This window comes from Pseudofrankia inefficax (genome assembly GCF_000166135.1).
GTDB classification, from domain to species: Bacteria; Actinomycetota; Actinomycetes; order Frankiales; family Frankiaceae; genus Pseudofrankia; species Pseudofrankia inefficax.
In genome coordinates this window covers 6,504,533-6,519,894 of sequence record NC_014666.1, presented here as the reverse complement: position 1 = coordinate 6,519,894, position 15,362 = coordinate 6,504,533, and the positions used below count along the sequence as shown (strand labels likewise).

12 protein-coding genes are annotated in these 15,362 nt (G+C 70.8%); 3 read left to right on the top strand and 9 right to left on the bottom strand.

Going from position 1 to position 15,362, the window contains the following annotated elements:
- On the bottom strand, nt 1–927 hold the full coding sequence (locus tag FRAEUI1C_RS26360) for an enoyl-CoA hydratase (RefSeq protein WP_013426411.1): 927 nt from the start codon (nt 925–927) through the stop codon (nt 1–3).
- A 136-nt stretch (nt 928–1,063) separates the two neighbouring features.
- On the opposite strand from FRAEUI1C_RS26360, the gene FRAEUI1C_RS26355 reads away from it, so the two are divergent.
- Nucleotides 1,064–2,611 carry an AMP-binding protein gene (locus FRAEUI1C_RS26355; RefSeq protein ID WP_013426410.1) on the top strand — a complete coding sequence of 516 codons (1,548 nt, stop codon included), beginning with the start codon at nt 1,064–1,066 and terminating at the stop codon, nt 2,609–2,611.
- Complete coding sequence (locus FRAEUI1C_RS26350; RefSeq protein ID WP_013426409.1) at nt 2,598–5,015, top strand: CaiB/BaiF CoA-transferase family protein; 2,418 nt, start codon at nt 2,598–2,600, stop codon at nt 5,013–5,015. The genes FRAEUI1C_RS26355 and FRAEUI1C_RS26350 overlap by 14 nt, the downstream gene beginning before the upstream one ends.
- A 123-nt stretch (nt 5,016–5,138) precedes the next feature.
- Here FRAEUI1C_RS26350 and FRAEUI1C_RS26345 read toward each other — a convergent pair whose 3' ends face one another.
- The 4 genes from FRAEUI1C_RS26345 to FRAEUI1C_RS26330 all read right to left on the bottom strand — a co-directional run bounded on the left by FRAEUI1C_RS26345 (nt 5,139) and on the right by FRAEUI1C_RS26330 (nt 10,315).
- Complete coding sequence (locus FRAEUI1C_RS26345) at nt 5,139–6,263, bottom strand: CaiB/BaiF CoA transferase family protein (protein ID WP_013426408.1); 1,125 nt, start codon at nt 6,261–6,263, stop codon at nt 5,139–5,141.
- 109 nt (nt 6,264–6,372) lie between these two features.
- Entirely contained in the window at nt 6,373–7,662 is a 1,290-nt protein-coding gene (locus tag FRAEUI1C_RS26340; RefSeq protein ID WP_013426407.1) for an amidohydrolase family protein, read from the bottom strand.
- A 223-nt stretch (nt 7,663–7,885) separates the two neighbouring features.
- Nucleotides 7,886–9,148, bottom strand: coding sequence for an acyl-CoA dehydrogenase family protein (locus tag FRAEUI1C_RS26335; RefSeq protein WP_013426406.1), 1,263 nt, complete (start codon nt 9,146–9,148; stop codon nt 7,886–7,888).
- A gap of 42 nt (nt 9,149–9,190) precedes the next feature.
- Nucleotides 9,191–10,315 carry an acyl-CoA dehydrogenase family protein gene (locus FRAEUI1C_RS26330; RefSeq protein ID WP_013426405.1) on the bottom strand — a complete coding sequence of 375 codons (1,125 nt, stop codon included), beginning with the start codon at nt 10,313–10,315 and terminating at the stop codon, nt 9,191–9,193.
- 166 nt (nt 10,316–10,481) lie between these two features.
- Between FRAEUI1C_RS26330 and FRAEUI1C_RS26325 the strand changes: the two genes are divergently transcribed.
- The gene (locus FRAEUI1C_RS26325) at nt 10,482–11,309 is read left to right on the top strand and encodes an SDR family oxidoreductase (protein ID WP_013426404.1); all 828 of its coding nucleotides are present in this window, start codon (nt 10,482–10,484) and stop codon (nt 11,307–11,309) included.
- Nucleotides 11,310–11,460: 151 nt separating this feature from the next.
- Here the strand turns inward: FRAEUI1C_RS26325 and FRAEUI1C_RS26320 are convergent, their stop codons facing one another.
- The 4 genes from FRAEUI1C_RS26320 to FRAEUI1C_RS26305 all read right to left on the bottom strand — a co-directional run bounded on the left by FRAEUI1C_RS26320 (nt 11,461) and on the right by FRAEUI1C_RS26305 (nt 15,324).
- Complete coding sequence (locus FRAEUI1C_RS26320) at nt 11,461–12,717, bottom strand: type II toxin-antitoxin system HipA family toxin (RefSeq protein ID WP_013426403.1); 1,257 nt, start codon at nt 12,715–12,717, stop codon at nt 11,461–11,463.
- Nucleotides 12,717–13,031 carry a helix-turn-helix transcriptional regulator gene (locus tag FRAEUI1C_RS26315; RefSeq protein WP_013426402.1) on the bottom strand — a complete coding sequence of 105 codons (315 nt, stop codon included), beginning with the start codon at nt 13,029–13,031 and terminating at the stop codon, nt 12,717–12,719. Before FRAEUI1C_RS26315 ends, FRAEUI1C_RS26320 begins: the two co-directional genes overlap by 1 nt.
- A gap of 113 nt (nt 13,032–13,144) precedes the next feature.
- Nucleotides 13,145–13,963 (bottom strand): SDR family NAD(P)-dependent oxidoreductase, encoded by an 819-nt coding sequence (locus FRAEUI1C_RS26310; RefSeq protein WP_013426401.1) that lies wholly within the window; start codon nt 13,961–13,963, stop codon nt 13,145–13,147.
- A gap of 140 nt (nt 13,964–14,103) precedes the next feature.
- Nucleotides 14,104–15,324 carry a CaiB/BaiF CoA transferase family protein gene (locus FRAEUI1C_RS26305; RefSeq protein WP_013426400.1) on the bottom strand — a complete coding sequence of 407 codons (1,221 nt, stop codon included), beginning with the start codon at nt 15,322–15,324 and terminating at the stop codon, nt 14,104–14,106.
- Between the last annotated feature and the right edge of the window lie 38 nt (nt 15,325–15,362).

Genomic DNA, 15,362 nt, shown 5'->3' with positions numbered 1-15,362 from the left:
TCAACCGACCGGGTCGGGGGCCGCGGCGAAGCCACGCAGCGCCGGGAGCACGGGCGGGCTGGTCCGCCAGTCCGGGACGCCGTCCTCGGCCGGCGTCGCGACCGGGAAACCGCCCTGGTGGACCCAGGCCCAGTGGGCGTGGTTCAGCTCGTGCAGCGTGAAGCAGGCGTTCAGCGCGTTGTAGAAGCCCTGGTTGTCGACGGTCTGGTTGACCGACTCCTTGATCATCAGGGCGGCCATCGTGGGCATGCCCGCGATGCGCCGGGCCAGGGCCACGGCACTGTCGGCCAGCTCGTCCGCCGGGAAGACCTTGGAGACCATCCCGAGCCGGTGCGCCTCGTCGGCGTCGATGGAGTCGCCGGTCAGCAGCAGCTCCTTGGCCTTGCGCGGGCCGAACTCCCACGGGTGCGCGAAGTACTCCATCCCGCACATGCCGAGCCGGGTCCCGACCATGTCGGCGAAGGTCGTCCCCTCGGCCGCGACGATCAGGTCACAGGCCCACATCAGCATGAGGCCGGCGGCGTAGACCTGCCCGTGCACCGCCGCGATGGTGATCTTGCGGAGGTTGCGCCACCGGCGGGTGTTCTCGAAGAAGTGGTGCCACTCCTGCAGCATCAGCTTCTCCGCGCCCTGGCGGGTCGCGCCGTTGACGGTCGCCGACGGGTGCTGGTTCGGCCCGGGCGCGTGGTCCGCCCGTCCCTCCTTCGAGCCCATGTCGTGGCCCGTCGAGAACATCGGGCCGTGGCCGCCGAGGATCACGACTCGGACCGTGTCGTCCGCCTCGGCCCGCAGGAAAGCCTCGCCCAGCTCCACCAGGAGACCCCGGCTCTGGGCGTTCCTCGTCTCGGGGCGGTTGAGCATGATCCGCACGATCGTCCCGTCGTCCAGGGACTCGTACGTGATGTACCGGTACTTCGAGTCGATCATCAGCGCCTTTCCACCCTGCCCACTGGAACCCGTCCTGGCCGGGGCCTGTGCCCGCCCAGCCTGGACCGTTGCCGCCCATATTTACACTAAGTTGAAGAACCGCTAGTTTCAACCCGGTCAAAGGAGGGACTGGCTGATGAAGGTTGCCCTGACGGTCGCGGACTTTCTGGATCGGGCCGAGGCGGTGTACCCGGAGCGCCTCGCGGTGGTCGACGAGCCGGGCCGGCCCGGCTCGTTCGGGCGGCTCACCTATCGAGAGGTGGCGGCGCGGGCCCGCGGGATGGCGCTGGCGCTGGACCGGCTGGGAGTCCCCGCCGGCGAGCGCGTCGCGATCGTGTCGCCGAACTGCGCCCGCTTCCTGATCAGCTTCTACGGGGTGAGCGGGTACGGCCGGGTCCTGGTGCCGATCAACTACCGGCTGACCGCGGCTGAGGTCTCCTACATCGTGGAGCACTCGGGCGCGTCGGTGCTGCTCGTCGACCCGGAGCTGGACGACGTGCTGTCCGGGGTGAAGGCGAAGGAGCGGATCGTCCTGGACGGCGTGGCCGACGCCGAGCTGTTCGCCGAGGCTGCGCCCGGCGCGACGCCGGTGGCCTGGGAGCCCGACGAGGACGCGGTCTGCACGATCAACTACACGTCCGGGACGACCGCGCGCCCCAAGGGCGTGCGGCTCACCCACCGCAACAACTGGCTCAACGCGGTCTCGTTCGGCTGGCACACCACGGTGACCGACCGGGACGTCATCCTGCACACGCTGCCGATGTTCCACGTCAACGGCTGGGGGATGCCCTTCGCGGTGACCGGCATGGGCGGCACCCACGTCGCGATCCGCAAGATCGACGGCGAGGACATCCTGTCCCGGGTCGAGCGGGAGGGCGTGACGCTGCTGTGCGGCGCCCCCGCGGTCGTCGCCTCGATCCTCGACGCCGCCGCGGCGCGGCTGGAGGCCGGCCAGCCGGTCCCGGGGCGCGACACCGTCCGGATAGTCGTCGCCGGCGCGCCGCCGCCCAGCGCCGTCGTCGCGCGCGTCGAGGAGCTGCTGGGCTGGGAGTTCATCCAGATCTACGGCCTCACCGAGGCCGCGCCGCTGCTGACGATCAACCGGTCCCGGGCCGAGTGGGACGGCCTGGCCGTCGACGAGCGGTCGCGGCTGCTGGCGCAGGCCGGCGTCCCGGCGCTGGGTGTGCGGCTGCGGCTCGACCCCTCCGGCGAGGTGATGGCTCGCTCGAACCACGTCTTCGACGGGTACTGGGAGCAGCCGGAGCAGACCGCTCTCGCGATCGAGGACGGCTGGTTCCACACCGGCGACGGCGGGACCCTCGACGGCGCGACGCTGGCGATCACGGACCGGAAGAAGGACGTGATCATCACCGGCGGCGAGAACGTGTCGTCGATCGAGGTCGAGGACTGCCTGTACCTGCACAAGTCGGTGGCCGAGGCCGCCGTGATCGGGGTGCCCGACCCGAAGTGGGGCGAGACCGTGAAGGCCCTCGTCGTGCTGCGGCCGGGGGAGCGGGTCGAGCCGGCCGAGCTGATCGCCTTCTGCCGGGACCGGATGGCGCACTACAAGTGCCCCACGTCCGTCGAGCTGCGTGACGCGCTGGAGCGGACCGCTACCGGGAAGCTGCAGAAGTTCAAGCTGCGCGCCCCCTACTGGGAGGGCCGCGACCGTGCCGTCAACTAGCCCCGGCCAGCCCGGCGCGGGCCTGGCCGGGGTCCGGGTGGTGGACTTCGGCCACCAGATCGCGGGGCCGCTGGCGGCGCTGCTGCTGGCCGAGGCGGGGGCCGACGTCGTGCACGTCGACTCCCCGCGCTCCGCCGGCTCGCCCGGGCCGACCGACGCGTTCTTCAACCGGAGCAAGCGGCGGATCACGCTGGACCTGCGTGGTGCGGCCGACCGGGCCACCGCCCGGGACCTCGTGGCGCGTGCCGACGTCGTGGTCGAGAACTTCCGGCCGGGCGTGATGGACCGGCTCGGCCTCGGCCCGGCGGCGGCGCGGGACCTCAACGAGCGGCTGGTCTACTGCTCGCTGCCCGGCTTCGCGTCCGACGACGAGAAGGCCGGCCTGGCCGGCTGGGAAGGCGTGATCCAGACGGCCGTCGCCGGGTACCGGCCGCTCAGGGAGCACTGGGACCCGTCCGGCCGCAACAAGGCGACGGTCCAGGACCCCGCGGCCCCGCTGTTCACCCCGATCACCACGGCGTCGAACTTCGGCGGCCTGATGGGGGCGGTGTCCGTCGTCATGGCGCTGATCGCCCGCGAGCGCACCGGGCGCGGGCAGCGGGTCGAGGTCCCGCTCGCGGAGGCCTACGCCGAGGCCTACAGCACGATGCTCGGCATGCGGGTCTACGAGAACCCGCTCATGGGCGACAACCACATGCTGCGCGACCTGACCTACACCTGCGCCGACGGCGGGATGATCGACCTGTCGCCCTACTCGAAGTTCGTCATCCCGCTGCTCGTGGCCGCAGGTGTCGCGCCGGAGTGGGAGCGCCTCGGGCTGATCGACGTCGCGGCCCGGACGTTCTCGCGGGCGAAGCGGGACACCGCCATGGCGATGTTCACCGAGCTGGTCCGTAGCCACCCGGCGACCTGGTGGGACGAGGTCGCGGCCAAGGCGGAGATGCCGGTCTCCATGGTCCGTACTCCGGCGCAGTGGGTCGCCACCGAGCACGCGGCCGAGTCCGGCGCCGTCGTGACGCTCGATGACCCGCTGGCCGGCCCGATCGTCCTGCCGGGGCGCGGCTTCGACCTGGCCGCGGTCCCGGCACCCCGGCCGCGGCACCTGCCCGATCAGGACCGCGCCGCGATCCTCGCCGAGCTCGGCGCCATCCCCGCCGGGCCCACGCCTTTGGGCGGGCCGGCCGTGGGCGCGATCGACCTACCCCTGGAGGGCTACCAGGCCATCGACGTCAGCCAGGCCGTGGCCGGCCCGACCGCGGCCCGGCTGCTGGCCGACTTCGGCGCCGACGTCATCAAGGTCGGCAACACGGTTCCCGCGGTCACCGACGGGATCGTCGGCCAGCTGCACCGGGGGAAGCGCACCATCCTGCTGGACGCGAAGAGCGAGGCGGGCGGGCGGCTCGCGGGCGACCTGATCCGGGCCGCCGACGTCCTCGTCACCAATTTCACGCCGAAGTCGCAGGCCAGGTACGGCATCGACTACGACCGCGCCAGCCGGCTGAACCCGGGGCTCGTCTACTGCTCCATCACCGCCTACGGCCTCACCGGCCCGTGGGCGCACCGCCGCGGCTACGAGAACCAGTGCAACGCGGCGACCGGGATGAGCTGGCGTTACGGCTCACGCTTCGGCTGGACGCTCTATCAGCCGACGCCGATCAACGACGCCGACACCGGGATCCTCGGCGCCTACGCGGTGGCCGTCGGCCTGTTCGCGCGGCTGCGCGGCGGTGGCGGCCAGAAGGTCGGCGCCTCGCTCGCCCAGGGCTCGACGCTGCACCAGGCCGCCTACCTCACGGCCGAGGCGCAGGTGACCGACCGTGACCTGCGGGACGGTGAGGTGAGGGATGGTGATGTGAGGGACGGCGGTCCCGACCGGCTGCGCAACGAGTACGGCGCCCACGCGCTGTACCGCTTCTACGCCACCAAGGATCGGTGGATCTTCCTCGCGGCGCGCCGGGAGGAGCTGGTCGCGCTGCTGCGCGCGACGGGCCTGGAAGGCAGCCAGTCGGACTACAGCTGGCGGAACCCGGGCGGAGTCCTGGCCGAGATGCTGGCCTCCCGGTTCGCCGACGAGCCGGCCGACCACTGGGTGGCCCTGTTGACGGAGGCCGGCATCGCCGTGCAGATCCTCGTCCCCATCGACGACGCGGTCGCCTACCTGCACCGGCGGGGCGTCGTCTACTTCGAACGCGGCCTGGACGGCGAGGACGTCGCGCGGCCTGGCATCGGGCGGTGGCTCTCGGAGACACCGCCGCGGGTCGGGGCGAGCCCCGGCGCGGTCGGCTCGCAGGCCGTCGAGATCCTGGCCGAGCTGGGCGTAACCGAGCCCGAGATGAAGACGCTGGCCAGCGAGAACGTCATCTGCCTACCCGACGCCCTTCCCCAGCTCCAGCGCCTGACCTAGCCCGCCGACGCCGACGCCGGCCCGGCTCAGCCCGGCTCGGCCCGAGTGATCGTCGTTTCGGCCCTCTGGTGGTTGTAATCGGGGCTCGATCGCAACCACCAGAGGGCGCAAACGGCGATCATGTCAGCTGTCCGGCCCGACGGCGCCGGACTCCTCCAGCTCGTCGATGAGGGCCGGGGCCAGTCCGGCCTCTTCCAGCACCGCGCGGGTGTGCGCGCCGGCCGGGGGCGGCGGGTAGGTCTCCGCGGGGGGCCGTGGGCCGTCCTCGTCGCGGATCCTGATCGGGGTGCGCGGGACCAGCAGGTCCCCGACCTGCTGGAGCACTCCGCGCGCGGTCGCGTGCGGGTCGCTGGTCAGGTCCGGCCCCCGGTTCACCCGCACCACGCTGGCGCCCTGCGGCCCGAGCTCGGCGACCCAGTCCTCGGCCGGGCGGGTCAGGAAGACAGCCGCGAGCCGCCGCGTCACGCCGTCCGGGTCGTCCCACCGGTGCAGCGAGCCCTTCAGGTCCGGCAGGCCGAGCCCGTCGCAGAGCGCCCCCCAGGTGCGGGGCTCGGCGGCCGTCACCGCGACCCAGGTCCCACCCGCACAGGCATACAGGCGCCGGTCCGGGCCGATCGGGACGCCCCGCCCGCCGCGGTCGAACGTTCCATCCGCCGAGGAGAGCAGCCAGGTCGCGGACTCAGAGAGGCTGATGTCGAGCTGGCACCCCGCACCGGTCTGGTCCCGCTCCCGCAGCGCCGCGAGGATTCCGACGCCGGCCATCAGGGCCCCGATCGGAATCGGCAGGATCAGCTGCGGGTGCCAGGGCAGCTCCGGGCTCAGGCCGGTCAGCAGGCCAGAATGGGCCGCGAACGACAGATCGTGCCCAGACCACTGCGCGTACGGGCCATCCTGGCCGTAGCCGGAAATAGAGCACCAGATGAGTTTCGGCAGTTCCTTCGAGGCGTGGGAGTAGCCAAAACCCCGCTCGTCCAGGGCGCCGGGCCGCTCGTTCTCCACCAGAACATCGGCGTGCGCGGCCAGGAGTCGGAGCACCTCAAGTCCGCGTGGATGACGCAGATCGACCGCGACCGAGCGTTTGCCGCGGTTCAGCCCGATCGGGCCGTCGAACATCCGCCCCTTGGGCGATTCGACCCGGATCACGTCCGCGCCTAAGTCGGCGAGCAGCACGGTGCAGAACGCCCCGGGCGGCAGCCGCGTGAGGTCCAGTACCGTGACGCCGGTCAAGGGCAGCTTCGGGTCGGGCATGGCTTTCTCCTCGCAGACCGTGGGCAGGACGGATCGCTGTCCGGACCATAACGACCGCGCCCCCACCGCCCGGGTTACGGCGGTGGAGGCACGGTGCGGCGCTGGTCGGTCAGCCCATGAAGCGGACGAGGTTGTCCCGCATGATCTTGCGGATCGTCGCGTCGTCCAGATCCTTGAGCAGCGCGACGTACTGCATCGGGTCCGGAACGCCCTCGGAGTGCGGGAAGTCCGACCCGAAGACGAGGCAGTCGGCGCCGACGGTGTCGATACCGCGGTTGATGTCCTCCTCCGGGAACGGGGCGATGACGCACCGCTCCTTGAAGACGCTGGACGGCCGGCCCGGCAGCGTGCCCCACTTGGGCTTGCGGCCGAGCAGCATCGCGTGGTCCAGCTTGCGGAGCAGATACGGCAGCCAGACCGTTCCGAACTCGGCGATGAGCACCTTGATGTTGGGAAAGCGGCCGAACATGCCGTGGTAGAACATCGAGGTCAGGGTGTCCATCATCGGACGGTCACCCCAGTAGGACACCCACTGGAACCCGTTGAACTCCACGTAGCGGGCGTCGGCCTTCTCGCCCCACTCGGCGCCGTGGCGCGCGTAGGTCCCGCCGAGGTGGACGGCGACCCGGGTGTTGGACTCGTTGACGAGATTCCAGAACGGGTCGAAGTACGGGTCGAACGGCGACCGGCCGTTCCAGGCCGGGCCGGGCTGCAGGTCGACGAACTTCGCGCCGCGCTCCAGCGACCGCTTGAGCTCGGCGACCGCATAGTCGACGTCCAGCAGCGGGATCGGCACCGGAACCAGGATGCGGTTCTCGTGGGCGAAGCCCCAGTCCTCGAAGAGCCAGTCGTTGTAGGCCCGGTTCACGGCGTAGCCGGCTTCGATGTCGCCCCGGCCGAAGGCGCTCTCCCAGCCGGTACCGACCGTGTGCAGGACGGCGAGCTCGACGTTCTGCAGGTCCATGAGGGCCAGCCGCGGGTCCTTCTTCTCGAAGGCCGGCCGCATGGCGTTGTACCGCTCGATGAGCTGCTCGCGGCTGAGCTGGTCGAGGTCCTTCATCGGGTTGAGCTTGTTGAGCATCGCGCCCGGGATCGGGATGTTCCCGTCCATCCCGGAAACCTGGGAGAGGTCGACACCGCCGAAGCCGCCCTCGGGCGCGGAGTGCACACCGAGCGTCCGGCGCTCGTGGTCGACGTCCTCGTCGTGCTCTTCCTCGGTCAGCATGCGCGGCTCGCCCGGCAGCCAGGCCCGTTCAACCATCTCGGGAGCCAGGTATCGCGTCACCGCGTCCGCCGGGGCGTACAGGTGATGGTCGGCATCGAAAATGCCGTACGGGAGGCTCTGCTCGACATCCGCCACGTAAATACCGCGTGATCCGAGCTGAGGCGTGTCGGTCAACGGGCCCTCCTAGGTAGTTCACGGATACCGTGTATTTGGACTGAGTCTAACTATGTCGGGCGTCGGACGCCACCCCGCCGGGGGTGTCGTGGCCCGCACTTCGGTCAGCAATAAGGCGCGCTTACGAGCACCCCGCCGGCAGCAGGGCGCGCAAACGGTCGAGGCGGCTTCGCGCCTCAATTCGTGGTGTCGCCGCGAAAATGGCGGCGCGTTGGCTACCCGGTCAGGACTTCAGCCACTCGCGGGCGTTGTTCACGACCTCCCGGAACGGCTTTCCCTTGTCGAAGCTCGGCTCCCGGGGCATGCCGAGGACCTGCTCGCTGATCGCGTTGCGCTGCATCTCGTTGGAGCCGCCGGCGATCGACCAGACCCGGCTGTTCAGGTAGTCCAGGGCCGCGCGGTTTCCCTCCTCGTCGCCGTCCTTCCAGACGAGGCCGAGGCCCTGGCCGATCTCCAGGACGAGGCGGGCCCGTTCCGGGTTGTAGATGCCGGCCGCGAGCTTCCAGTACGAGGCGACGCCGGCCGCGGGCTTCTCGCCCGATCGGAGCAGTCCGGTGATCCGCTGCCCGAGCATGGCCTTGGCCCAGTCGGCCGTGTGGATCCGCGCGACGGTCTGGCGGGCGACCGGGTCCTGCGCCCGCCCGGCGGCCCGGGTCAGGCTGAGCAACTGCGGGTCGATGACGGCGGGCTGGGCCGCCGGCATGTTCAGCGGGTCGTCGCGACCGGCGCCCCGCTCGACCAGCAGCAGCGTCTGCGCGACGGTCCAGCCCTGGTTGATCTCGCCGATGATGTCCTCGTCGCCGACCTCGACCTCGTCGAGGAACTCCTGGCAGAACTCGGCGTCGCCGGTGATCTCGCGGATCGGGTGGATGGCCACGCCCTTGGCCCGCAGCGGGACGGCGAACCAGGTGAGGCCGCGGTGCTTGGGCGCGTCCCAGTCGGTGCGGGCCAGGCACATCCCGTAGTCGGCGTAGTGGGCGCCGCTCGTCCAGATCTTCGACCCGGTGATCAGCCACCGGTCGCCCTCGCGCACCGCCCGGGTGGTGATGCCGGCCATGTCGGAGCCGGCGCTCGGCTCGGAGAACAGCTGGACGAACAGCTCGTCGCCGGCCAGCATCCGGGGGACGTGCCTGGTCAGGAACTCGGGTGAGCCGTGCCGGACGATGGTCTGCCCGCACGGCCCGTAGGTCGTCCCGCCCGCGTGGCCGAGCTCGGGCGTGCGGTACTGGACCGCCTCCTCGGCGAAGACGCGGGCGTGCTGGTCGGTCAGCCCCTGGCCGCCGTACTCGCTCGGCCAGTTGATGCCCGCGTACCCGGCCTCGTAGAGCTTCTTCTGCAGGGCCCGCTCGGCCCGGTACTCCTCGGGGCTGAGCTCGCCGGCGCCGCGCACGTTGTGGGGCTGGCTCGGGTCGCGTGCCTCGAGGTTCGCGGCGAGCCACTGCCTCGCCGCCGCGCGGTAGCGCGCGATCTCCGGTGTGTCGGTCATCGTGGTTCCTCGTTTCCCTTCGGCCTCAGAGCCTGTTGTGAATCAGAGGCCGGCGAGCTGGCAGAGCCGTTCCCGGTGCCACGTCGGCGATCCGTACAGCGCCGGGTCGGTGGTCAGCCGACGGAGATAGAGGTGGAAGTCGTGCTCCCAGGTGTAGGAGATGCCGCCGAAGTGCTGCCAGCACTTGTGCGCGAGCTCGACCGCCGCGTCGCCGACGAACGCCTTCGCCATGCTCGCCGCGTGCGCCGCGCCGTCGGTCTCCCGCTGGGAGTCGCGCGCCGCCGCGGTGGCCACGGCGTGGCTCATCTCCAGCGCCAGGCTGGTGTCGGCCAGCTGGTGCTTGACCGCCTGGAACGAGCCGATCGGCCGGCCGAACGCGGTCCGGTCCTTGCAGTACTGCACGGTCAGGTCGAACAGGTACTGCATGGCGCCCACGGTCTCGGCGGCGCTGAGCACGCTGGCCAGCCGCAGCTGGCTCTCGACGGCCGCCGCCGCGCCACCGGGTGTGCCCACCAGCGCGGAGTCGGTGACCTCGACGTCGTCGAAGTGGACCTGGCACAGCCGGCGGCTGAGGTCCAGGCCGGCCAGCACCTCCACGGTCACCCCGGGGGTGTCGGCCCGTAGCAGGAACTGCGTCGGCCCGTCGGGCGTCCCGGCCGTCACGAGCAGCCATTCGGCCGACTGCGCCTCGACGACCAGGCCCTTGTGGCCGGTGAGCCGGTAGCCACCAGGGACCGGCGCGCAGTCGACCCCGGCGGGGCCGGACCAGTCGCCGGTCAGGTCCGCCGCGGCCCAGGCCACGCCCTGCTCGCCGGCGATCAGCGCGGGCACGACCGTGTCGTGGTGCTCGTGGGAGCCCTCGCGCGACAGCGTCGCCACCGCGAGATTGGTGTCGATGAACGTGCCCGGCTGCAGGTGGCGGCCGCGCAGCTCGGCCAGGATGACGAGGTCGAGCACGCCGTCGCCCGACACGCTGCCGCCGCCGAGGGACTCCGGGGCGAGGAAGGCGAACCAGCCGAGCTCCGCGCCGTCGAGCCGGTAGGACGGGTCGACTTCGCGGCCCGTGTCGATCAGCTCCCGGAGCTTGTCCAACGGCAGGTTCGCCTCGATGAACCGCTCAGTGGTCTCGCGCAGGAGCCGCTGGTCGGAGCTGAGATCAGGGTCCATGCCTGTTCCCTTCGGAGGTCTCGTGCCGCGCCGTGCCTGCCTGGGGGCCTGGCCGCGCGTGCCCGAGCCGTCCTGGCGCTCGAAGTTTCAACTCAGTATAATTTACCGTGTTGCACGGTTCTAGCACGGACCGGAGCTGACTGGCGATCCCGGAGGTTAGAGAGTGATGGGCGATGCGCAGGCCTTCCGTTACGACGGGAAACATGCCCTGGTAGTCGGCGGTGCGACCGGCATGGGCGCCGCCGCGGCGCACGCGGTCGCGGCCCTCGGAGCCGAGGTCACGGTGCTGGACCGGGTGCCGGTCGACTACGCGGTCGCGAAGTCGATCGAGGTCGACCTGCTCGACCGCGCGAGCATCGACGCGGCGCTCGACCAGGTACCCGGCCCGGTGCACGCGGTGTTCGCCGCGGCCGGGATCGGCGGCGGCCCGGGAACGATGCGGGTCAACTTCATCTCGCACCGCCACATCGTCGACCGGCTGATCGCCGACGGCCGGCTGGGCGCCGGGTCGGCGATCTGCCTGATCTCGTCAGTCGCCGGCCTCGGCTGGACGAACCACCTGCCGGCGCTGGTCGACTTCCTGGCGACCGAGTCCTACGAGGAGGCCGAGGCCTGGGTGGCCTCCCACGCCGACACGGACACCTACATGTTCAGCAAGCAGGCCGTGAACACCTGGGTGGCCCGGGCGGCCTACACGTACGCCAGCAAGGGCATCCGGATCAACGCGATCTGCCCCGGGCCGACCGAGACACCGCTGGCCAAGGCGAACTCCTGGGGCGGCTTCGACCAGCAGTACCGCGAGGCCGTCGGTGCCCCGCCGCTGCAGCCGGAGCAGATGGGCAACGTGATGGCCTTCCTGAACAGCGACGCCGCGATCGGGCTCAGCGGCGAGAGCGTCCTCGTCGACTACGGCCACGTCAAAGCCTCCATCGCCGGCTCCTGGGAGGCGGGCAAGCCGACCATCGACTTCCTGATGAGCGAGACCAAGGTCTGAGCTCCTGGCGCAGGTCCTCCCGGACCCACCCGGGAGGACCTCCGCCACACCAGCCCAGCGGGCGAACGACCACGCGAAGCACCCGACCGGAACATCACCTACCGGATCGTCGGGAAGGCTCCGCCGCGAGTGCGCGCGCCTGCACGGATCGTCAAGGCACGCTGAGCGCGCGCGCGATCCGCCGCTGGTCGCTCTCGTAGGCCACCGCCATCCGGTCGGCCTGGCTTTTCGGGATGTCGAGCGCGGCGGCGGCCTGCCGCCAGCCCGCCGTGGCAGTCTCCACTTCCCTGACGAGGTCGCGGGCACTCGGCGGCGACAGACGGAAGTAGGTGCCTACCGACAGCGCGACGTCGATGCTTGCGTCGGTGTTGTCGAGATCGACGGCGGTGCTCAGTCGGGTTGGGGAGTCGGGATTCGGGTTGAGGTCATAGGCAGGAGAGAGCGCCCAACCGTCCCGCTCACGCAGGAACGCATGATTGCGTAGATGGTCATCGGTGTTCCCAGTCAGGATGGAGAACAGGATCCGTCGGTAGAGTTCACGCAGGTCAGCGTCAGCTCGTGGCGAGTAGCGTTCGATCACCTCGGCGATCTCGAGGTAGCTGCGGAGGTCCCCGTCGGCGGCCTCGAGCATTGTCAGGGCGCTCGTGAACCCCAGACGCCGCGCGCCGATGCGGTCGAAACGGCTCAGGAGTAGTACGTGCCGGCCGGCAACGGTCAGCAGTTCCGACTCGGCCACCGTGAGCCCCGCTCTCCGAGCGAGTCTCAGTTGTACTTCCTCCCAACCGGCTACATCCCATTCGTCACTGTCCAGACGCGGGAACTTGGCGATCGAGAGCCGACCGGACGCGTCCCGCACCGCTGCCTTGGGGCGCGCACCGCCGAGCGAGCTACCTGCGTCGATGAGGTCCGCGAGGTCGCGGTCGAAGTCGCCCTCCGCCCGGACACGGTCGGCTGCTCGCAGGAGCCGGGCCAGGTCGATCAGCCGTGGGACCGAGTGCCGATGCGTCGAATAGTAGGTGGCGGTTGCCGGCCGGCGAAACCTGACACCTCCCTGGCGGGTGTCGTCCCGGACCCCGAGAAGGAAGTCGGCCTTGCCGAGGGTGCGAGGAGTGGTCTCGGCGGCACGCGCGCGCTCGCGCTCCTCACGCCTCATGAGGTTCTCACCCCATCGGTCGGGGGCGCTGTCTGCGAACGCGTTGAAGATTGCCGACCCGGGCGGCGTGTGGAAGACACCGGCAGCCCTGGCCAACGCCGGGTCGAGGTCATATCCGGCCGGGTTGGTCAGGTAGGCGTCGGCATATCGGAACGTGGCGCTCTGTCCGCCACGGTCGTGAAGCCACAACGTTCCGGCGACCGTCTCCTGTCCGTCGATCTCGACGGTGACCTCGACAGGATCCCGCCCGGCCATCAGCGCCGTACTCGCTTGGGCAGGATCTCGTCCATGCGCAGGCGGCCGATGTCGGTCTCGTACGGGTCGGTGGCCCGCACGACGGCGTCCATGATCCCGACGGTGCGTAGCACCCGGAACAGGTTCTCGGTGCTCGCGGTGCCCTTGCCCTGCTCGATGGCGCGCAGAGTGTCCCGTGAGATCCCGGCTCGCTCGGCGACCTGGGCCGCGGTCAGCCGGTTCAGCTTCCGCCAGGTCGACACATGCTCACCGAGCAGACGCAGCGACCGCGCCACCGACAACGGCGTGGCGTGCGAGGCTCTGTCGCCGACCATGGCCCTCATCTTACGGGTCTACGGAGGCTACGTTCGCCGTTAAGCGGCCTCACGTGTTGCCTGGCCAGGCGGGGCAGCATGGAGGTCAGGGGCCTGTGGCCGGGGCCCGGCCGTTACACGGAGACGGAGTAGCCGCCGTTGACCGGGTAGGTCTGGCCGGTGATCCACGCGGCGAGCGGGCTCGCCAGGAACGTGACGAGCCCGGCGACGTCGTCGGGGCGACCCAGCCGCGGGACCATGTACCGCTTGAGCTGGCGGCGCAGGCGGTCGGCCAGCTGGTCGTCCTCGCGGGCTCGCTCCTCCAGCCCCATGGTGTCCACGGTCGAGAGCGACACGTTGTTGACGGTGATGCCGCCGCCGCCGACCTCTCGGGCCAGTGCCCGCATGAAGCCCGCCGCTCCGGCCTTGGCCGCGGAGTAGGGGGCCATGTTCGGCTCCCCGACCCGGCCCGCGTCGGACACGATCGTGATGACCCGGCCCTCGCCCGCGGCGATCATGCCGGGAAGCGCGACCCGGGTGCAGTTCATGACGCCGTACAGGTTGACGGCGAAGTAGCGGTCCCAGTCGGCCGGCTCGGTGGTCGCGAACGCGCCGACGCTCACCGAGACCCCCTTGGAACCGGCGGCTGGGGCCTTCACGTCCCAGCCGCCGGGCCCCGCGTTCCCGGCGTTGTTGACCAGGATGTCCACCTGGTCGGCGCCGATCGCGCCGGTCACGGCCGCGTAGTCGGAGACGTCGAACGGCCGGGCCGCCGCGGTCCCGCCAGCGGCCTCGATCTCCTTGACGACCTCGTCGGCCCGCTCGGGCACGAAGTCGTTGACGAGCACCCTGGCCCCCGCGGCGGCGAGGGACAGGCAGACCGCGCGGCCTACGCCCTGGCCGCCACCCGTCACCAGAGCTGTGCGTTCACCGAGGTCGATCGTGAAGCTCACGTTGCTGCCTCTCTCGCGGCTTTCTCCGGGCGGAATGATCGCCGGTTCAGCCCTCTGGGGGTCGTATTCGCGGTCATTTCGCAACCACCGGAGGGCCAAAACGGCGATCATGGGGGCGGGCCACGGCCCGGGTGGAACCGTCAGGTGGCGGCGCCGGCAATCTTCAGGTCGAGGATCTCGTCCTCCGAGTGGCCGAGCTCGCGCAGCAGGTCGTCGGTGTGCTCGGCGAACAGGGGACCACGGTCGATCGTGGGCGGCTGCGCGTCGAACTGCACCGGGTTGGCGACCAGCCGGCGTTCCTTGCCCTCGCTGTCCAGGACGGGCCGGATGTAGCCGTTGGCCTCCATCTGCGGGTCGTCGAGGATGTCCAACGGGCCCTGCACGGGGGCCCAGGGGCCCTCCAGCGTCTGCAGGTGCTTGGTCCAGTAGGCGAACGGCTGCTGGGCGATCGCGTCGGTGATGTACCGGGCGGCCTCGGTCGCGTTGGCCATGAGCTTCGCGGCCGTGCTGAAGCGCTCGTCGTCGATGAGCTCGTCGAGGCCCAGGTGACGACAGACGTCGGCGAAGTACCGGAAGGGCTGAATCATGGTGAAGTTGATCCAGCGCCCGTCCGAGGTACGGAAGTGGCCGACCGTCGGGTTCAGCGGCGCGTTCGCCATCATCTGGTTGATGGAGATCGGTTCCTTCTCGGGCCCGTTCAGCGCCGCGTTGCTCAGGTCGAGGGCGAAGGCCCAGGCTCCGACGCTCATGAGCGAGACGTCGATGACCGACGTCTCGCCGGTCGTCGCCCGGCCGTAGAGCGCGGCGGCGATCCCGCCGGCGATCGTCATCCCACCCATGGAGTCGCCGTAGGCGCCGCCCGGCATGGAGATGACCCGAGGGCTGTCCGGTGGCGTCACCCCCCACGCGCTGCCCATGCGGCACCAGAACGACGAGCCGTCGTACCCGCCCTTCTCCGCCCACGGCCCACGCTGGCCGTGGGCGCTGCCCCGCACGTAGATGATGTCCGGGTTGGCCTTGCGGATGTCCTCGACCTCCAGCCTCAGCCGCCTGCGGGCGTCCGGCAGGAAGTTGGTGAGGAAGATGTCCGCGTCCTTGAGCAACTCCAGCAGCACCTCGTACCCCGCGGGGTTCTCGAGGTCGAGGCCGATGCTGCGCTTGCCCCGGTTGGGGTGATCCATGATCGGGTGGAACGTGCCGTCCTTGGGGTGGTTCACCATTCCCCGCTGGGCGTCGCCACGCTCGGCGTGCTCGACCTTGATCACATCCGCGCCCCACTCGGCGAGGACCCCACCCGCGGCCGGGGTGAAGGTGAACTGGGCGACCTCGACCATCTTGACGCCTGCCATGGGCTGGTGCACGGATCCGCGGTCCTTCCTACGTACGGCTGGAAGCCGGT

What these genes read in the sequence shown, in the direction of transcription:
- FRAEUI1C_RS26360 (WP_013426411.1), bottom strand. Translation starts at nt 927, where the DNA reads ATGATCGACTCGAAGTACCGGTACATCACGTACGAGTCCCTGGACGAC.
- FRAEUI1C_RS26355 (WP_013426410.1), top strand. Translation starts at nt 1,064, where the DNA reads ATGAAGGTTGCCCTGACGGTCGCGGACTTTCTGGATCGGGCCGAGGCG.
- FRAEUI1C_RS26345 (WP_013426408.1), bottom strand. Translation starts at nt 6,263, where the DNA reads ATGCCCGACCCGAAGCTGCCCTTGACCGGCGTCACGGTACTGGACCTC.
- FRAEUI1C_RS26335 (WP_013426406.1), bottom strand. Translation starts at nt 9,148, where the DNA reads ATGACCGACACACCGGAGATCGCGCGCTACCGCGCGGCGGCGAGGCAG.
- FRAEUI1C_RS26330 (WP_013426405.1), bottom strand. Translation starts at nt 10,315, where the DNA reads ATGGACCCTGATCTCAGCTCCGACCAGCGGCTCCTGCGCGAGACCACT.
- FRAEUI1C_RS26325 (WP_013426404.1), top strand. Translation starts at nt 10,482, where the DNA reads ATGGGCGATGCGCAGGCCTTCCGTTACGACGGGAAACATGCCCTGGTA.
- FRAEUI1C_RS26320 (WP_013426403.1), bottom strand. Translation starts at nt 12,717, where the DNA reads ATGGCCGGGCGGGATCCTGTCGAGGTCACCGTCGAGATCGACGGACAG.
- FRAEUI1C_RS26315 (WP_013426402.1), bottom strand. Translation starts at nt 13,031, where the DNA reads ATGGTCGGCGACAGAGCCTCGCACGCCACGCCGTTGTCGGTGGCGCGG.